Origin of the sequence: Micromonospora sp. NPDC000668, assembly GCF_042897975.1 — a bacterium.
Taxonomy (GTDB): Bacteria; Actinomycetota; Actinomycetes; order Mycobacteriales; family Micromonosporaceae; genus Micromonospora.
In genome coordinates this window covers 542,707-559,549 of record NZ_JBIAYP010000003.1, presented here as the reverse complement: position 1 = coordinate 559,549, position 16,843 = coordinate 542,707, and the positions used below count along the sequence as shown (strand labels likewise).

At 73.7% G+C, this 16,843-nt stretch carries 14 protein-coding genes; 8 read left to right on the top strand and 6 right to left on the bottom strand.

Annotation, left to right across the window (positions count from 1 at the left end):
• Positions 1-56 precede the first annotated feature (56 nt).
• Entirely contained in the window at positions 57-1,412 is a 1,356-nt protein-coding gene (gene glmM, locus ACFY29_RS18800) for a phosphoglucosamine mutase (protein WP_328420424.1), read from the top strand.
• A gap of 21 nt (positions 1,413-1,433) precedes the next feature.
• On the opposite strand, the gene ACFY29_RS18795 is transcribed toward glmM, so the two are convergent.
• Together ACFY29_RS18795 and ACFY29_RS18790 are read right to left on the bottom strand one after the other, a co-directional pair.
• On the bottom strand, positions 1,434-2,180 hold the full coding sequence (locus ACFY29_RS18795; protein ID WP_328420422.1) for an ABC transporter ATP-binding protein: 747 nt from the start codon (positions 2,178-2,180) through the stop codon (positions 1,434-1,436).
• A gap of 6 nt (positions 2,181-2,186) precedes the next feature.
• Positions 2,187-5,012, bottom strand: a complete 2,826-nt coding sequence (locus tag ACFY29_RS18790; protein WP_386987739.1) for an FtsX-like permease family protein — start codon at positions 5,010-5,012, stop codon at positions 2,187-2,189.
• A 75-nt stretch (positions 5,013-5,087) separates the two neighbouring features.
• Between ACFY29_RS18790 and ACFY29_RS18785 the strand changes: the two genes are divergently transcribed.
• A complete protein-coding gene (locus ACFY29_RS18785) occupies positions 5,088-5,720 on the top strand; it encodes a PadR family transcriptional regulator (RefSeq protein ID WP_355609798.1) in 633 nt (210 codons plus the stop codon).
• Here the strand turns inward: ACFY29_RS18785 and ACFY29_RS18780 are convergent.
• Positions 5,686-6,843: a pyridoxal phosphate-dependent aminotransferase gene (locus ACFY29_RS18780; protein ID WP_355609877.1), complete on the bottom strand. Its 1,158-nt coding sequence runs from the start codon at positions 6,841-6,843 to the stop codon at positions 5,686-5,688. The genes ACFY29_RS18785 and ACFY29_RS18780 overlap by 35 nt on opposite strands.
• 83 nt (positions 6,844-6,926) lie before the next feature.
• Entirely contained in the window at positions 6,927-7,511 is a 585-nt protein-coding gene (locus tag ACFY29_RS18775; protein WP_386987735.1) for an MmpS family transport accessory protein, read from the bottom strand.
• A gap of 363 nt (positions 7,512-7,874) precedes the next feature.
• On the opposite strand from ACFY29_RS18775, the gene glmS reads away from it, so the two are divergent.
• Positions 7,875-9,788 (top strand): glutamine--fructose-6-phosphate transaminase (isomerizing), encoded by a 1,914-nt coding sequence (gene glmS, locus ACFY29_RS18770; RefSeq protein WP_328420414.1) that lies wholly within the window; start codon positions 7,875-7,877, stop codon positions 9,786-9,788.
• Positions 9,789-9,970: 182 nt separating this feature from the next.
• Here glmS and ACFY29_RS18765 read toward each other — a convergent pair whose 3' ends face one another.
• Positions 9,971-11,563 carry an alpha/beta hydrolase gene (locus ACFY29_RS18765; protein WP_386987731.1) on the bottom strand — a complete coding sequence of 531 codons (1,593 nt, stop codon included), beginning with the start codon at positions 11,561-11,563 and terminating at the stop codon, positions 9,971-9,973.
• Positions 11,560-11,856: a hypothetical protein gene (locus ACFY29_RS18760; RefSeq protein WP_386987728.1), complete on the bottom strand. Its 297-nt coding sequence runs from the start codon at positions 11,854-11,856 to the stop codon at positions 11,560-11,562. Before ACFY29_RS18760 ends, ACFY29_RS18765 begins: the two co-directional genes overlap by 4 nt.
• A 173-nt stretch (positions 11,857-12,029) precedes the next feature.
• Here ACFY29_RS18760 and ACFY29_RS18755 point away from each other — a divergent pair, with 173 nt between their 5' ends.
• The 5 genes from ACFY29_RS18755 to tsaE all read left to right on the top strand — a co-directional run bounded on the left by ACFY29_RS18755 (position 12,030) and on the right by tsaE (position 16,761).
• Positions 12,030-12,398, top strand: coding sequence for a holo-ACP synthase (locus tag ACFY29_RS18755; RefSeq protein WP_355609788.1), 369 nt, complete (start codon positions 12,030-12,032; stop codon positions 12,396-12,398).
• A 55-nt stretch (positions 12,399-12,453) separates the two neighbouring features.
• Positions 12,454-13,923, top strand: coding sequence for an NAD(P)H-hydrate dehydratase (locus tag ACFY29_RS18750; RefSeq protein WP_386987725.1), 1,470 nt, complete (start codon positions 12,454-12,456; stop codon positions 13,921-13,923).
• An 89-nt stretch (positions 13,924-14,012) separates the two neighbouring features.
• Positions 14,013-15,131, top strand: a complete 1,119-nt coding sequence (gene alr, locus ACFY29_RS18745) for an alanine racemase (protein WP_386987722.1) — start codon at positions 14,013-14,015, stop codon at positions 15,129-15,131.
• Positions 15,128-16,234, top strand: coding sequence for an alpha/beta fold hydrolase (locus ACFY29_RS18740; protein WP_386987719.1), 1,107 nt, complete (start codon positions 15,128-15,130; stop codon positions 16,232-16,234). The genes alr and ACFY29_RS18740 overlap by 4 nt, the downstream gene beginning before the upstream one ends.
• The gene (tsaE, locus tag ACFY29_RS18735) at positions 16,231-16,761 is read left to right on the top strand and encodes a tRNA (adenosine(37)-N6)-threonylcarbamoyltransferase complex ATPase subunit type 1 TsaE (protein WP_386987716.1); all 531 of its coding nucleotides are present in this window, start codon (positions 16,231-16,233) and stop codon (positions 16,759-16,761) included. Before ACFY29_RS18740 ends, tsaE begins: the two co-directional genes overlap by 4 nt.
• The last annotated feature ends 82 nt before the right edge of the window (positions 16,762-16,843 follow it).

The window sequence follows — 16,843 nt, the reverse complement described above, 5'->3', positions numbered from 1 at the left end:
GTGGGCCGGCCGTTCCGCTTTCTCCTTAACGGCAGTGTCATCGGAGGTTGGCGGCTATGGGTCGGTTGTTCGGCACGGACGGCGTACGCGGGCGGGCGAACGCGGATCTCACCCCCGAGTTGGCGCTCGCGCTGGCCGTGGCCGCCGCGCACACTCTCGCCGAGACGGACCGCAGCCATCCGCCGCTCGCGGTGGTCGGCCGGGACACCCGGGCCAGCGGGGAGATGCTGGAGGCTGCCGTGGTGGCCGGGCTCACCAGCGCCGGTGCCAACGTGGTGCGGGTCGGCGTGCTGCCCACCCCGGCGGTGGCGTACCTCACCGCAGAGGCCAAGGCAGACCTCGGCGTGATGCTCTCCGCGTCACACAACCCGATGCCGGACAACGGCATCAAGCTCTTCGCCGCCGGCGGGCACAAGCTGCCCGACGAGATCGAGATGCAGATCGAGGCGGCCGTCGAGACGAACGCCACCACCGCCTGGGACCGGCCGATCGGCGCCGGCGTCGGCCGGGTGCACGACCTGCTCGACGGTGCGGACCACTACGTCCAGCACCTGGTCGGCACCGTGCCGCACCGGCTCGACGGGATCAAGGTCGTGGTCGACTGCGCCAACGGCGCCGCCGCCGAGGTAGCCCCGGTCGCCTACCGGGAGGCTGGCGCGGAGGTCGTGGCGATCCACGCCGAGCCGGACGGGCTGAACATCAACGACGACTGCGGCTCCAACCACATCGAGGCGCTGCGCGAGGCCGTGGTCGAGCACGGCGCCCACCTGGGCATCGCCCACGACGGTGACGCCGACCGCTGCGTGGCGGTCACCGCCGACGGCGACGAGGTCGACGGCGACGAGGTGATGGCGATCCTCGCGCTGGCCATGCGGGACGCCGGCACGCTCACCCAGGACACCCTGGTGGCCACCGTGATGAGCAACCTCGGGCTGCGGCTGGCCATGTCCGCACAGGGCATCCGGCTGATCGAGACCAAGGTCGGCGACCGGTACGTGCTGGAGGAGCTGCGCGGCTCCGGGCTGGCGCTCGGCGGCGAGCAGAGCGGCCACATCGTCATGCCCGCCCACGCCACCACCGGCGACGGGGTGCTCACCGGCCTGCACCTGATGGCCCGGATGGCGGCCACCGGCCGGTCCCTGGCCGAGCTGGCCTCGGTGGTCACCAAGCTGCCCCAGGTGCTGATCAACGTGCCCGTCGGCGACCGGACCGTCGGCGCCAACGCGCCGGCCGTACGCGCCGAGGTCGAGCGGGTCGAGGCGGAACTGGGCGAGACCGGCCGGGTGCTGCTGCGCCCGTCGGGCACCGAGCCGCTGGTCCGGGTGATGGTCGAGGCGGCCACCGAGCAGACCGCCCGCGAGGTCGCCGAGCGGATCGCCGAGCAGGTCCGCACCGCCAGCCCTGTCGGCTGAAACCGCCGTACCGCTGCGGCGTCACAGCCGTAGCCGGGCCGCCCGCTCGTACGTCTCGGCCGGGTCCTCGCCGTCGGTGAGGTCCAGGTCCTCGGTGACGCGTCCGTCGTTCAGACGGACCAGTCGGTCGCAGCGGGCGGCGATGGCCTGTTCGTGTGTGGCCAGCAGGATGGTCATGCCGTGCCGGTCGCGAAGGTCGAGCAGCAGGTCGAGGATCTGCCCGCCGGTGGTCGAGTCGAGGTTGCCGGTGGGCTCGTCGGCCAGCAGCAGGCCCGGTGCGCCCATCAGCGCCCGGGCGATGGCGACTCGCTGCTGCTGACCGCCGGAGAGCTGCGCCGGCAGGGCGCGCTCCCGCCCGGCCAGGCCAACCGCGTCCAGCAACTCCCGGGCTCGGGCCGCGTGATCGGCCCGGCCCCGGCGGGGGAGGACAGGCGCGATCACGTTGTCCAGCACGGTGAGCGCGGGCAGCAGGTGATAACGCTGGAACACGAAGCCGACCCGTTGCCGGAAGCGTGCCAGCGCCGCCCTGCGCAGGCTGCTGACCACCACGCCGTCGACGGTGACGGTGCCCTCGTCGGGCTGCTCGATCGCGCCGATCAGGTGTAGCAGCGTCGACTTGCCCGACCCGCTCGGCCCGGTCAGCGCGACCACCGAACCGGCCGCGATGGTCAGGGACACGTCGTCGACGGCCGTCAACCGGTCCGCGCCGGTGCCGAACTGTCGGATCAGGTGGTCGACCGCGATCGCGCTGCCGCTCTGCTCGCTCATGATCTGCTACTCCTCTGCCAGTAGTCGGGCGGGCCGCAGGCGCGGCAACAGAGCGGCGGGCACCAGCGCGGCGACGGCGCTGACCAACGCGCCCGCCAGCGCCGTCAGCGCGGCGACCAGGACCAGCGCGCCGGGAAGGTCGCCGATCAGCCAGCCCGCGCTGGCCAGGCCGATCGCCGCTCCGGTCGTCGCCCCCACGATCCCCAGCGCCAGCCCCTCGTAGCCGACCAGCCGGCCCAGCTCGGCGTCGGTCCAGCCGATCGCGCGCAGGGTGGCCAGCTCGGCGGCCCGGTCGCGGATGTTCAGGTAGAGCACGTCCGCGACCGCTGCGGCACCGAGCAGCACCGTGGCGGCAGCGGCCACGGTGTCCGCGCCGCGCACGCTCAGCGAGACCATGTCGCCGAGCAGACTGCCGACGATTGCGCCCCGGAACGCCCACGTGGCGGCGGCGACCAGCGTCAGCGCGGCCACCCCGATCGCCAGCGCACCGGCACCGAGGAATGTGCGCCCGGGGGTGCGGGCCAGGTTGACCAGGGCCAGCCCGAAGAGGGTCCGCGGCCGATGTGCCCAGCCGGCGGGAGCGACCATCGGGCGGAGGGCGGCGGCCGGGTGGGCGCGCGCGGCCCGCAGCGCCGGCACCAGGCCCGCGGCCAGAGCGAGCAGCAGGGCGATGGGTACGGCCAGGGCCGACCGCCGCCAGTCGACGTCGATGCCGAGCGCCATCCCGAGCGGCACCGCGAGCGTCAGCGACAACAGGCCGGCGATGAGCCCGAGCAGGGCGACCTCGCCGAGGATCAGCGCCGCGATCCGACGGACCGGCCAGCCGAGGCAGGAGAGCACCGCCAGTTCGGAGCGCCGGTCGCGGACGGCAGCGCTGACCGCGTTGCCGAGGAACAGCACGCAGACCACCAGCACCAGCACGAAGAGCACCAGGCTCTTACGGTCCACCGCCTGCGTGATGACCGATGCCACGCCGAGTGCCGACCAGTTCTCGGTCAGCCGCAGCATCGGCCGTCCGAACGAGCCGCCGGGCAACTCCACGGTCTGTGGTGCGGCCGAGGAGCCGAGCGTGATGTCGACGTCCAGCCCCGTGCGTGCCGCGATCTGCTCGGCGACCAGCCGGACCCGCTCGGCGGAATGCTCGCTGTAGCCGCCCACATCGGCCACCCGCACCCGGATCGCGCTGATCGGCGCCCTGGCCTGTGGCCCGCCGCCGCCCTGAAGGAGCTTCGGCACGCTGCCGAGGTTGGTGAGGAGCAGCGGCGGCGCCGAGAGGTAGCCGGCGGGATTGCCGCTGGGCGCCAGTGGCTGACCGCCCAGTGCTGCCCGGCTGCGGTCGTCGGCACCCTGCGCCATCGGGGCCTGGTAGGTCTCCAGCGGCAGTTGGCCGAGGTCGCTGAACCCGGTCAGCCGGCCCGGGTCGAAGACACCGATGGCCCGCCAGAAGCGATTGGGGGTGTTTCCGCCCGTGGGTAGCGGCAGCGCCCGTACCGATCGCGAACCACTGTCGTCGGCGAGCCAGGGCCGGGGCATCGGGTTGAAGGCTTCCTCTTCGCCGTACACCTCGGGGTTGCCCGGCGGCTGCTGGCGAGCGCGCAGGCTGCCGTCGGGTAGCCGGTCGTACTGCACGTCGGCCGACTGCACGACGGTTTGCAATTGGCCGACACAGCACCCGGCCGGCGACAGCTCCTCGGTCAGCATCGCCTGGTGGCCGGCGGTGAGGTCGTACCGGCTGGACCCGGCCGGAGTCCCACCAGGGCGGCTCAACGTCTTTTCCAGGTCGATTGCCTCCACGCCGACGGGACTGATCGCGAGCCGGGTGAATCTGGCCGCCAGCGACTCGTCGATGAAGGGTCGGTTGGTGACGAGGACCGGCACCTCGTGGTTCTCCGCCGTGCCGAGGCGTCTGACGGCGACCGTGTCGTCCACGCGGACGGCTCGGCCCGTGACCACGGCATCGTCGAGGCCGACCAGCTGTTCCTCGGCCGCCGGGTCCACCGCCGCCAGGAGGAACGGCACGGTCAGGTCGTACGCCAGCACCAGCCGGTCGGCGGGTGTCGAGGAGCCGTCCCGGTCGGTCGCCAGCAGGTAGGGCGGGCCTTGGAACCGGCCGTCGGGCAGCAGTTGCACGGCGTCCAGGGACCAGTGCTCGCGCTCGGAGAGCGTGCCCGGGTTTCCGAGCAGGGCGAATTGCGGATCGCAGATGGGAAGGCTGCGCCCGTCCGGCTGCACCTCCCGGGTAGTAAGCCCACAGGTGTCCGACCAGGGGTACGACCGCCCATCGGAGTACGGCGTGGCACTGCTGTCGATCTCCCCGTCGAGCCGGGGGTAGATCAGCGGCTTCGTGGTCACGTACACGTACCGGGGTTTGCCCGGCGCGCTGGAGAGACCGCGTTCGGCGTGGAAGGTCGGGTCGACCCGGATGACCTGACGATCGAGCGATCGGTCGACGGCGTCGGTGAGGTCGATCGGCGTCGGTAGCAGGGTGGTGGAATAGCCGAGCATCGCGATCGGGGCCGCCACCTCGATGCCGGGGACCGCTTGTACCTGCTCGTACTGCTGGGCGGTGATGCCGCCGAAGAGCCCGGAGAGATAGTTGGGGCGGACGAGCCCGCGCTCGGCCTCCAGCGGAGTGCGCGTCCCCTTCGGACGGACCAGGATCTCGTAGGCGACCTGGGTGTTGCGCTCGACCGTGCCGATGACGTCCAGGTGGGAGGTGGTGGTGGCGCCGGTCAGGACCACGAAGCCGGTGGTGGCCACCAGCACGCCGACCAACAGCGCCACCGACCGCCCCGCACGGCCGCGCAGCTGTCTCCAGATGAAGCCGAGCATGTCGCGCCTCCCCGTGTGCTGTCTCCCACTCTGCGCGATACATTGTGACAATGCAAGACCCGTACCGGAGGTGACATGGCGATCCAGCACGCCGTCCTCGCCCTGCTCGCTGGTGGCCCCAGCCACGGCTACCAGCTCAAGGGCGCGTTCGAGGCAGCCGTCGGCCCGCAGTGGGGGCCGCTGAACATCGGCCACCTCTACCAGATCCTCGACCGGCTCTCCCGGGACGAGCTGGTCGTCGCCGAACGGCAACCGCAGCCGATCAAGCCGGACCGGGTGGTCTACGAGATCACCCCGGACGGCCGCGCGGAGTTGGCGCGGTGGTTGGCCGAGCCGAGTCCGCGCAGCGGCGGATTCCGGGACGACTTCTTCCTCAAGGTCACCGCCGCCGCCCGGTCCGGCTCGGCAGCCACGGTTCGCGCGGTGCTCAGCAACCAGCGCGGGCACCTGCTGCGCGAGCTGCGCAATCTGGACGGCCTACGCCGTGCCGTCGAAGACCCGGTGGTCGGGTTGCTGCTCACGGCGGCAAGCCGGCACGTGACGGCGGACCTGTCGTTCGTGGACGACGCCGAGTCGGTGCTGCTCGGTGACGAGGGCCAACTGCTGACCCGGCTCGCGACATCGACGGCGGATCAGTCGTCGAGCGACCCCGGGTCGGCCCTCCCCGGGCCGGTCAGTGGCTCGGGCTCAGAGCGCGCAGCCGGGTGACCGCCTCGGTCAGCACCTCGGGACGCTTGCAGAAGGCGAACCGGACCAGCCGCCGGCCGGCCTCCTGGTCGTCGTAGAAGACCTGGGTGGGCACGGCCACCACGCCGCAGCGCTCCGGCAGCGAGCGGCAGAACTCCACCCCGTCCCGGCCGCCCAGGGCGGTGACGTCGGCCGTGACGAAGTACGTCCCCTCCGGCACCAGCACCTCGAACCCGGCGTCGGTGAGGCCGCCGACGAGCTGGTCACGGCGCTGCTGGAGCCCGTCCCGGAAGCCCGTGTAGTAGTCGTCCGGCAGGGCCAGCGCCACGGCGACCGCCGGTTGCAGCGGTGCCGCGTTGACGAAGGTGAGGAACTGCTTCACCCGCAACACCGCCGAGACCAGCGCCGCCGGACCGCTCACCCAGCCGACCTTCCAACCGGTGCAGGAGAAGGTCTTGCCGGCGGACGAGATGCGCAGCGTTCGCTCTCGCATTCCGGGCAGGCTGGCCAGCGACACGTGCGGGCTCGCCGCGTCGGTGAACACCAGGTGCTCGTACACCTCGTCGGTGACCGCGTACGCGCCGTGCTCCTGGCACAGCTCGGCGATCATTGCCAGCTCGGCCGGGGTGAACACCTTGCCGGTGGGGTTGTGCGGCGAGTTGAGCAGTACCAGCCGGGTGCGGGGGCCGAACGCCGCGCGCAGCGCGGCCGGGTCGAAGGCGTACCGGCCGTCGGCGGCGGGACGAAGCGTGACCGGCCGCCGGACCGCGCCGGCCAGCGCGATCGAGGCGGCGTACGAGTCGTAGTACGGCTCGAAGCAGACCACCTCGTCGCCCGGCTCGCAGAGAGCGAGGATGCTGGCCGCGATCGCCTCGGTCGCGCCTGCGGTGATCACGATCTCGCCGTCCGGGTCGTACGCCAGGTCGTGGAACCGCCGTTGGTGCTCCGCGACCGCCGCACGCAGGGCCGGGATGCCTGGCCCTGGCGGGTACTGGTTCTGCCCGCCGCGCAGCGCCTCGGCCGCCGCGGCCAGCATCTCGGGTGGGCCGTCGGTGTCCGGGAAGCCCTGGCCGAGGTTGACCGCCCCGGTCCGTACGGCGAGGGCGGACATCTCGGCGAAGATCGTCGTGCCGAACGGCCGCATCCGGGCCACCAGCGGGTCGACATCGGTGCTCGTCGTCACCTGCGTCAGCCTACGGGCCAGCGCTGTCGGTTCAACACGGCCGCTCAGCCGAAGCAGCTCGCCCGCCATCCCGCACTGCTGGTCTCCTCGGTCACCGGCCTGCCCGCTTCGACGGTGACCGAGCAGGCGATCCGCTCCCCGCTGCCGACGGTCTTGCCAGCCTGCACCATCACCTGGTCCCGGTGGTCGGTGCGGATGCTCGTCCGCCACGGCAGCGCGGCCCCTTCCAGCCAGATGCCTTCGCCGTTCGCGTCGTAGTAGAGGATGTCGGCCCGTCCCTGCCCGGTGACCTCGTAGACCACCTCGATCTGGCCGGGACCGGCGGACGGGGTCGTCGCGGGACTGGCCGACGGGGTCGGCGCCGGCGCGGCAGCGGGGGCATCCGGGACGCCAGCGCCGGCGGCCGGGTCACCCTGAGGCGGCTGGTCGTCCGGGCGGAAGGACGCGTACACGCCGAAACCGCCGCCGAGCAGGAGCGCGGCGGCGAGTGCCGCGGCGATCACCGTTTGCCGGCGCCCACCCGGCGCCGAACCGGGGTGCCCCGGCAGGGGAGCCGGATCGCCGGAGTGCGGGTGCACGGGGGTCGGTGGAGGCGTGAACGAATCGGAGGGCGACGGTCCCTCGGACATGACTACTCCGCTCTCAGGGTGACCGGCGCGGTTCTCGGCCGGCGGCCGTCAGTTTACGGACGGCGGACAGCGGTCCAACCGGCCGCTCAGCCGAGGCGGCTGCCGCCCCGTCCGGTCCCGGGCACCGCGCTCACGGCGCCGGGGCGAGGCTGCCGCCCCGGCGGGACGAGGTTGTCGCCCGCCGGCCGGTTGCGGCCCTCAATGTACGGGTAGGCGGGGAGCGGCGAACGCCCGTGTTGTCGCACGCCCGGCCGGCGATTCGGCCAGGGCGGCGCACTGCGTCGGATGTTCGCTCAAATTCAATGTTCGTTTAGCCGACTTTCGAGCAACCATGATGAGCGAAACTGGGTTAGGCTGCGGGCCATGTGTGGAATCGTGGGATACGCGGGCGCGCGCCCCGCACTCGGCATCGTGCTCGACGGGCTGCGGCGGCTGGAATACCGCGGCTACGACTCAGCGGGCGTCGCGATCGTCTGCGATGACCAGCTGCTGATCGAGAAGAAGGCCGGCAAGCTGGCCAACCTGGAGAAGGTGCTCTCCGAGCGGGCCGCCGACGACCCGGCCTCCTGCGCGGCCAGCCCGATCGGCATCGGTGACGGCACCACCGGCATCGGCCACACCCGCTGGGCCACCCACGGCGGCCCGACCGACCGCAACGCCCACCCGCACCTCGCCCCCGACGGCCGGGTCGCGGTGATCCACAACGGCATCATCGAGAACTTCGCCAAGCTGCGCGCCGAGCTGGAGGCCGACGGCGTCCAGTTCACCAGCGACACCGACACCGAGTGCGCGGCCCACCTGCTCTCCGCCGCGCTGGCCGACCTGCGCGCAGCCGGTCAGCCGGACAGCCCGCAGCTGCTCGCCGCCGGCATGCGGGTGGTCTGCCAGCGGCTGGAGGGTGCCTTCACCCTGCTCGCCGTCGACGCCTCGGTGCCCGGCGCGGTCGTCGGCGCCCGGCGCAACTCGCCGCTCGTGGTTGGTCGGGGCGACGGGGAAAACTACCTGGCCAGCGACGTCGCCGCGTTCATCGAGCACACCCGGGAAGCGGTCGAGCTGGGCCAGGACCAGATCGTCCTGATCACCGGTGACAGCATCGAGATCACCGACTTCCACGGCCAGCCCGCCAGCGGCAAGGACTTCCACGTCGACTGGGACTCGTCGGCCGCCGAGAAGGGTGGCTACGACTGGTTCATGCTCAAGGAGATCGAGGAGCAGCCGCAGGCCATCGCCGACACGCTGCTCGGCCGGCTCACCGAGACCGGTGAGATCGCCCTCGACGAGGTCCGCCTCAGCGACCAGGATCTGCGCGACGTGGACAAGATCTTCATCGTGGCCTGCGGCACCTCCTACCACGCCGGGATGGTGGCGAAGTACGCCATCGAGCACTGGACCCGGATCCCCTGCGAGGTGGAGCTGGCCAGCGAGTTCCGCTACCGCGACCCGGTGCTCGACCGCTCCACGCTGATCGTGGTCATCTCGCAGTCCGGCGAGACCATGGACACCCTGATGGCGCTGCGCCACGCCAAGGAGCAGAAGGCCCGGGTGCTGGCGATCTGCAACACCAACGGCTCGACCATCCCCCGTGAGTCGGACGCCGTGCTCTACACCCATGGCGGGCCGGAGATCGCCGTCGCCTCCACCAAGGCGTTTCTCACCCAGCTCGTCGCCTGCTACCTGATCGGCCTGCACCTGGCCCAGGTGCGCGGGATCAAGTTCGCCGACGAGGTGGGCGCGGTGGTGGCTCAGCTCCAGGAGATGCCGGGCAAGCTGCGCGAGCTGCTGGACCGCATCGAGCCCGTCCGCGAGCTGGCCCGGGAGCTGAAGTCCGAGCCGACGATACTGTTCATCGGCCGACACGTCGGCTACCCGGTGGCCCTGGAGGGCGCGCTCAAGCTCAAGGAGTTGGCGTACATGCACGCCGAGGGCTTCGCCGCCGGCGAGCTGAAGCACGGCCCGATCGGGCTGATCGACAAGGGCACCCCGGTGATCTGCGTGGTGCCCTCGCCGGTCGGCCGCGGCATGCTGCACGACAAGGTCGTCTCCAACATCCAGGAGGTGCGGGCGCGCGGCGCACGGACCATCGTCATCGCGGAGGAGGGCGACGAGGCTGTCGTCCGGTACGCCGACCACCTGATCTACGTGCCGCGTACGCCGACGCTGCTGGCCCCGCTGGTCACCACGGTGCCGTTGCAGGTGCTCGCCGCCGAGATCGCCGCTGCCCGGGGGCACGACGTGGACCAGCCCCGCAACCTGGCCAAGTCGGTCACCGTCGAGTAACCGAGGCCCGACCTCCGGAGCCCCGGTCGCCGCACCTGCGGTGGCCGGGGCTTCTTGTCGAGCCGGTGCCGGTGCCGGTGCCGGTGGCGGTGGCGGTGGCGGTGGCGGTGGCGGTGGCGACCTGGCCGAGGAGACCGCCAAACGGGGCGAGCCCGGCATTCGCCGCCGGCAAGTGGCCACCGTCAGCGGCCCAGCACGACGCGGGCCATCCCGTCGAGCGCCGGATTGCCCGGGTCCCAGTAGCCGGCGTGCCCGCGCCGGTCGCTGGGGAAGACCCGCCCGCCGAACCCGGGATCAGCCGGGTCGTGGCCGAACCACAGCTCGTGCCCGCCCCGGTCGGGCCAGCCGAGTACGGCGGCGAGCGGGGCAGCGCCGAGCAGCGCCCGCCGGGCCAGCTCGTCGGCGGGGCGGGCCAGCCGGATCACGTCGTCGGGGGCGCTGCTGGCCCAGACCTGCCCGGGCGGCAGGCCCAACTCGGCGGCGTGCGCCGCACCCACCCCGGGCGAGCCGACGAAGACCAGCGCGTCGGCGGCCAACCCGTGCTCCCGGGCCGCCATGCCCACCACCAGCGAGCCGTAGCTGTGCCCCAGGACGGTCTGCCGGGCCGGCGGTCCCTCGTGGCTTGCCCGTAGCCCCTCCTGGAAGCGGTGCAACGCCGGCCCGGCGTCGCGGGCCTGGCCGACCGAGGCCGCCTCGGGCAGGAAGTCCGGTGCGTCGTAGTCCAGCCAGAGCACCGCCGAGCTGCGCTCACCCGGGGCGAGCGCGGCACACCGGTCCAGGACCCGCGCCGCCCGGCCCAGCTCGCCGGGGGCGTCGTCCAGACCCGCCGTCATCCCCGGCACATAGGTCAACACCCGGTCGGCATGGTCCGGGTCGCCGAGTGCCATCACCACCCGCCCCTCCCCGGCCGGGTCCAGCCCGAGCAGGTACGCCCGCGGCTCCCCGGCCGCCACCAGCCGCCCAGCCAGCGCCTCCAGCCCGGCCAGCCGCGCCGCCACCCCGCGCAGCCGGACCGACGCGGCCGGCCCGGGCGGCACCCGGGTCAGCAACCGTCGCCGCTCGGCCAGCAACTCCTCGCGCCAGGCACCGAGTCGCAGCCGGTTGGCCTGGTCGCGGGCGGCCACCGGCACCCCGTCCAGGCGGCCGACCAGGGTCGGCTCGTGCCCGACCAGCCACCGCCGCTGCGCCGGGGTCAACCCTGCCCACCAGGCTCGGACCAGGGCCGGCGCGGCACCGGGAGCCGGGCGGCCGGGCGGTGGCGGGGACGCCCAGCCGGAGCGGGCGGCGCGGGCCAACTCGTCCAACCGGTCGGCGGCCGTGCGGTCGGCCGCCCCGGCCCGGTCGAGCGCGTCCCGCAGCGCCGCCGCCACCCGGGCTGCCGCCTGGCCGGCCCGCTCGGTCGGCCGCGCCCGGGTCGGATCAACGTGCACCCCGCCCGCCCGGTCCACCACCAGGCCGGCCGCATCGGCCAGGGCGACCGCCTCGCCGAGCCGCGCCTTCGCCACCACCAGCCGGCCGGCCAACTCGGCCAGCACCTGGTCGGCCTCGATCAACGCGGGAACGACCGAGGTCAGCTCGTCGCGCAGGCCGGCGAGCCGGGCGTCCGCCGCCGTGGCGGCCGGACCGGACCAGCAGTCCCGCAGCCGCCCGGCGGCCCCACCCAGCTCGCCGGCGCGCCGCTCGACCGGCCCGGTCAACCCGGCCCACGCCGCCCCGGCGACCCGCCACCCGCCCGGGTCCGCGGCCCAGAGCTGCCGGTAGCCGACGGTGGTCACCTGGGCAGGCCGGCGAACCGGCCGGCGGCCCGGTCGTCCACCGTCTCGTACGCCTCGGCCGCCGCCCGGACCCCACCGCCGGTCGCCGCCACCCGGGTGCCCAGCCGGCAGAGCCAGGCGTGCCCGGCCGCCTCCAGCTCAGCCAGGGCGGCGGCGGCCCGCCACTCGGGCGCCGGCACCAGCAGCCCGGGCAACCCGGCCAGGCCCAGCGCCAAGCGGTGCGCAGCGTTGTCGAGCGCGACGGCCACGGCGCGCAGCTCCTCCGGCCGGACGGCGAACGGCTCCTCGGTCATGACCACACCCCCGTGGACGATCGATATCGACGCGCCGACGCTAGGCGCGGCACGGACGCCCGGAAGTGCCCTGTGGACAGCCGGCTGCGGCCGTACCCCGGCCTGTCCACAGGCGTTGCCCACCGCGGGCCCGACGGCTAATCTGCCGCCTTCGCCGCCGGTAGGGTGAACTGGTGATCGTCGCTGTCGGCATCGACGTCGTCCTGGTGGACCGGTTCGCCCGGGCACTGGCGCGGACGCCGCTGCTCGCCGACCGGCTCTTCACCGAGGCCGAGCGGTACACCCGCTCCGGCAACCCGCGCTCGCCGGAGTCGCTCGCCGCCCGCTTCGCCGCCAAGGAGGCCGTCGCCAAGGCGCTCGGCGCGCCGTCCGGGCTGAGCTGGCACGACTGCGAGATCGTGCCCGACCCGGACGGCCGCCCCTGGCTGACCGTCTCCGGCACGGTCGCGGCGGTGGCGCTCGAGCGTGGGGTCAACCGCTGGCATCTCTCGCTGTCGCACGACGGCGGGATCGCGTCGGCGATGGTGGTCGCGGAACGGTGACGTCGGTCGGGTGGGCCGTCCCGGCCCGCCCGCGAGGGGAATGGGACACGGTGGCATGAGACCGGTGTGGCGGGTGGCTGACGTACGGGCGGCCGAGGCGGGACTGATGGGCACGTTGCCGGAGGGCACGCTGATGCAGCGGGCCGCTGCCGGGCTGGCCCGCCGGGCCGCGCTGCTGCTCGCCGAGCGGGGTGGTCTGTACGGCGGGCGGGTGTTGCTGCTGGTCGGCTCCGGTGACAACGGCGGCGACGCGTTGTACGCCGGGGAGCGGTTGGCCCGCCGGGGCGTCGCCGTGTCCGCTCTGCTGCTCGCCCCCGGGCGGGCGCATGCCGCAGGGCTGGCCGCGCTGCGGGCTGCCGGTGGCCGGCTGGTGGACCGACCGGTCGGCCTGGTGGACCTGGTCCTCGACGGCATCGTCGGCATCGGCGGCACGGGCGGGCTGCGGGCGAACGCCGACGAGGTGGTGCAGCGCCTCGCTGAGCTGCGTGGGCGGGACGGCGGCCGGGCCACCGTGCTGGCGGTCGACGTGCCGAGCGGGGTGGCGGTGGACACCGGGCACGTACCGCTGGCCGTGTCCGGCCGGCCCACCGCGGTCCGCGCCGACGTGACGGTGACCTTCGGCGCGCTGAAGCCCGCCCTGGTCGTCGGCCCCGCCGCCGTGCTGGCCGGGCAGGTGGAGCTGGTCGACATCGGGCTGCGGCCGTGGCTGCGGGGCACCCCGGCGATGCGGGTCACCGAGTGGTCCGACGTGGTCGACTGGTGGCCGCGGCTGGGCCCGGCGTCGGAGAAGTACAGCCGGGGCGTGGTCGGTGTGGCCACCGGCTCGGCGACCTACCCGGGCGCGGCGGTGCTCTCCGTCGGAGGGGCACTGTCCGGGCCGACCGGCATGGTCCGCTACGCCGGCGGCGCCAAGGCGGAGGTGTTGCACCAGCACCCCTCGGTGATCGCCACCGAGCGGGTCGCCGAGGCGGGCCGGGTGCAGGCCTGGGTCTGTGGCTCCGGGCTGGGCACCGGCGAGGACGCGGCGGCCGAGCTGCGCGCCGTGCTGGCCGCGCCGGTGCCGGTGGTGCTCGACGCCGACGCGCTGACCCTGCTCGTGGACGGCTCGCTCGCCGACCAGCTGCGCGGTCGGGACGCGCCGATCGTGGTCACCCCGCACGATCGGGAGTTCAGCCGGCTCTGCGGGGAGGAGCCCGGCGCCGACCGGGTCGGCGCCGCGCTGCGGCTGGCCGCCTGGATGAACGCCGTGGTGCTGCTCAAGGGGGACCGCACGGTGATCGGCACCCCGGACGGTCGGGCGTACGTCAACCCGACCGGCACCTCGGCGCTGGCCACCGGCGGCACCGGCGACGTGTTGGCCGGGCTGCTCGGCTCGCTGCTGGCGGCCGGCCTGCCCCCCGAGCGGGCGGCGGCCTCCGCGGCGTACCTGCACGGGCTGGCCGGCCGGGAGGCGGCCCGCGGCGGGCCGGTGACCGCGCCCGACGTGGCGATCGCGTTGCGTCCGGTTATCGCCCGGCTGGGCTGATCGAGACGGTTGTGGACGAGACGACCGGATCGGTGTCCGGGACGTGCGTCGCCGCCCGCGGTGATCACGGCGGAAAGTAGGCTGGGCGTATGTGGCAGGCCGAGGTACGCGTCGATCTTGACGCGATCCGTGAGAACGTGAGTCGACTCCGCTCCGGCACCACCGCTGAGCTGATGGCGGTGGTCAAGGGCGACGGGTACGGCCATGGCATGCTTCCGGCCGCCCGGGCCGCGCTCGACGCCGGGGCGGACTGGCTCGGTGTCTGCACCCTCGACGAGGCGCTCACGCTGCGCCGGGCCGGAGTGACCGCGCCGGTGCTGGCCTGGCTGCTCGCTCCCGGGCTGCCGCTGCACGAGGGGGTCAGCGCCGGGGTGGACCTGGCCGCGGCCAGCCTGCCGCAACTGGACGAGATGGTCGAGGCGAGCCGGCGCGCCGAGCGCCCGGCCCGGTTGCACCTGAAGATCGACACCGGGCTCTCCCGGGGTGGGGCGACCGTCGCGGACTGGCCGGCGCTGCTGGACGCCGCCGCCAAGGCGCAGGCCGACGGCCTGGTCGAGGTGGTCGGCGTGTGGAGCCACTTCGTGTACGCGGACATGCCCGGCCACCCGACCACCGACCGGCAACTGGCCGTCTTTCACGAGGGGCTGGCCATGGTCGAGCGGGCCGGGCTCCGCCCGCGCTGGCGGCACCTGGCCAACTCGGCGGCGACCCTGACCCGCCCGGACACCCACTTCGACCTGGTCCGCCCCGGCTTGGCCGTCTACGGACTCTCCCCGGTGGCCGGCGAGACGTACGGACTGCGCCCGGCGATGACCGCGCGGGCCCGGGTGATGCTCACCAAGCGGGTGCCCTCCGGCACCGGTGTCTCCTACGGGCACACCTACACCACGGAGGCCGACGCCAACCTGGCCGTGGTGCCACTCGGATACGCCGACGGGGTGCCCCGGCACGCGTCCAACAGCGGGCCGGTGCAGCTCGCCGGCGCGCGGCGGACCATCTCCGGACGGGTCTGCATGGACCAGTTCGTGGTCGACTGCGGCGACGACCCGGTGGCCGACGGCGACGTGGCGACGCTCTTCGGCAGCGGCGCCAACGGCGAGCCGACGGCCGACGACTGGGCCGAAGCGGCCGGCACCATCAACTACGAGATCGTCACGCGGTTCGGCGGCACCCGGGTGCCCCGGGTCTACGACGGCGAGCGGCCGTGAGCGCGAGGCGCATCCCGCGTCCGCGGACCGCGGCTGGCCGGGTCGCCGGAATCGTCGGTGCCGCGGTCGGGGTGGCCGCGGCCGGCCTGGCCGCCGGCGTCGCGACCGAGCGCACCCTGGTCCGCCGGCTCAAGGCCGACCCGGCCGACCGCTACGCGCACGAGAAGTTCGACGAGCAGCGGTACGACGACGCGTTCCGACTGGAGCTGCCGGACGGCACCGACATCCACGTCGAGGTGGTCGAGCCGACCCGCCCGGTCTCCGGACATCCGACGGTGGTGCTGGTGCACGGCTTCTGCCTGGACATGGGCACGTTCCACTTCCAGCGGCAGATGCTCGCCGAGCGCGGCGACTACCGGATCGTGGCGTACGACCAGCCCGGTCACGGCCGGTCCGGCCGGCTGGAGACCGGCGAGTACGACCTCGCGGTGCTCGGCCGGACGCTGCGTCAGGTGATCGACCGGACCGCCCCGGACGGGCCGCTGGTGCTGGTCGGCCACTCGATGGGCGGCATGACCATCATGGCGTTCGCCGAGTTGTTCCCGGAGCTGTTCGGAGACCGGGTGGTGGGCACCGTGCTGATGGCCACCTCGGGCGGGCTGATCGCGGAGACCAAGCTGGTCGCGCCGGCGCTGCTCGGCCGGGTCGGCGGCCCGGTGCTGTTCATGGTGAGCAATGCCACCCGGTACGGCGGGCCGGTGATCGACAAGGCCCGCAAGTCGACCTCGAACGTGGCCTGGCTGCTCACCCGCAAGTATGGCTTCGGCACCCGCAAGCCCAGCCCGGCACTGGTGTCCTACGTGGAGATGATGAACTCCCGGACGTCAGCCGACACGGTGACCCGCTATCTGCGAACCCTGGCCACCCACTCGCGCTTCCCGGCGCTCGCGGCGCTGGCCGACACACCGGTGCTCGTGGTGGTCGGCGACAAGGACATGATCACTCCGGTGACCCACTCCGAGGAGATCGTCCGGCGGCTGCCGCACGCCGAGTTCGTGCAGATCCAGGACAGCGGACACGTGGTGATGCTGGAGCACGCGGACGAGGTCAACGCCGCGCTGGCGCGGTTCCTCGAGTCACTGGAGAGCGCGGAGGAACGGTGAGTCACGTCGTCAAGCTGTCGACCGTCGAAGACACTCGGGAGTTCGGCCGCCGGCTGGCCGGGCTGCTGCGCGCCGGTGACCTGGTGCTGTTGACCGGCCCGCTGGGCGCCGGCAAGACCGCGCTCACCCAGGGCATCGGCGTCGGGCTCGGGGTTCTCGGGGACATCACCTCGCCGACGTTCGTGATCGCCCGGGTGCACCGACCCGACCCGGCTCGCGGCGGTCGGGTGGCCCTGGTGCACGCCGACGCGTACCGGCTGGGCGACGCCACCGACCCGCGCGCCGAGATCGACGATCTGGACCTGGACGCCTCGATCGACGAGTCGGTGACCGTGGTCGAGTGGGGCGAGGGCCTGGTCGAGCAGTTGGTCGACGCCCACCTGCGGGTGCGCATCGACCGCCGCGACGACGACACGCGGGTGGTCGAGCTGGACCCGGTCGGCGGCGACTGGGCGCGGCGCCTGGCGGCCCTGCACCCCTCGCCACTGTCGACGAGGGGCGCCGGCCCGGCCGATCCGGAGCGCTAGGGCTGAAGGGGCATCGTCCAACGCAAGCTAACAGCGGCCCATACCTTAAGTGACCCGCCAGTAAGTTACTCTACGGTAACTT

Bases quoted from the DNA above. Each gene is read 5' to 3' on its own strand.
- glmM (WP_328420424.1), top strand. From the start codon at position 57: ATGGGTCGGTTGTTCGGCACGGACGGCGTACGCGGGCGGGCGAACGCG.
- ACFY29_RS18795 (WP_328420422.1), bottom strand. From the start codon at position 2,180: ATGAGCGAGCAGAGCGGCAGCGCGATCGCGGTCGACCACCTGATCCGA.
- ACFY29_RS18790 (WP_386987739.1), bottom strand. From the start codon at position 5,012: ATGCTCGGCTTCATCTGGAGACAGCTGCGCGGCCGTGCGGGGCGGTCG.
- ACFY29_RS18785 (WP_355609798.1), top strand. From the start codon at position 5,088: ATGGCGATCCAGCACGCCGTCCTCGCCCTGCTCGCTGGTGGCCCCAGC.
- ACFY29_RS18780 (WP_355609877.1), bottom strand. From the start codon at position 6,843: ATGCGGCCGTTCGGCACGACGATCTTCGCCGAGATGTCCGCCCTCGCC.
- ACFY29_RS18775 (WP_386987735.1), bottom strand. From the start codon at position 7,511: ATGTCCGAGGGACCGTCGCCCTCCGATTCGTTCACGCCTCCACCGACC.
- glmS (WP_328420414.1), top strand. From the start codon at position 7,875: ATGTGTGGAATCGTGGGATACGCGGGCGCGCGCCCCGCACTCGGCATC.
- ACFY29_RS18760 (WP_386987728.1), bottom strand. From the start codon at position 11,856: ATGACCGAGGAGCCGTTCGCCGTCCGGCCGGAGGAGCTGCGCGCCGTG.
- ACFY29_RS18750 (WP_386987725.1), top strand. From the start codon at position 12,454: ATGAGACCGGTGTGGCGGGTGGCTGACGTACGGGCGGCCGAGGCGGGA.
- alr (WP_386987722.1), top strand. From the start codon at position 14,013: ATGTGGCAGGCCGAGGTACGCGTCGATCTTGACGCGATCCGTGAGAAC.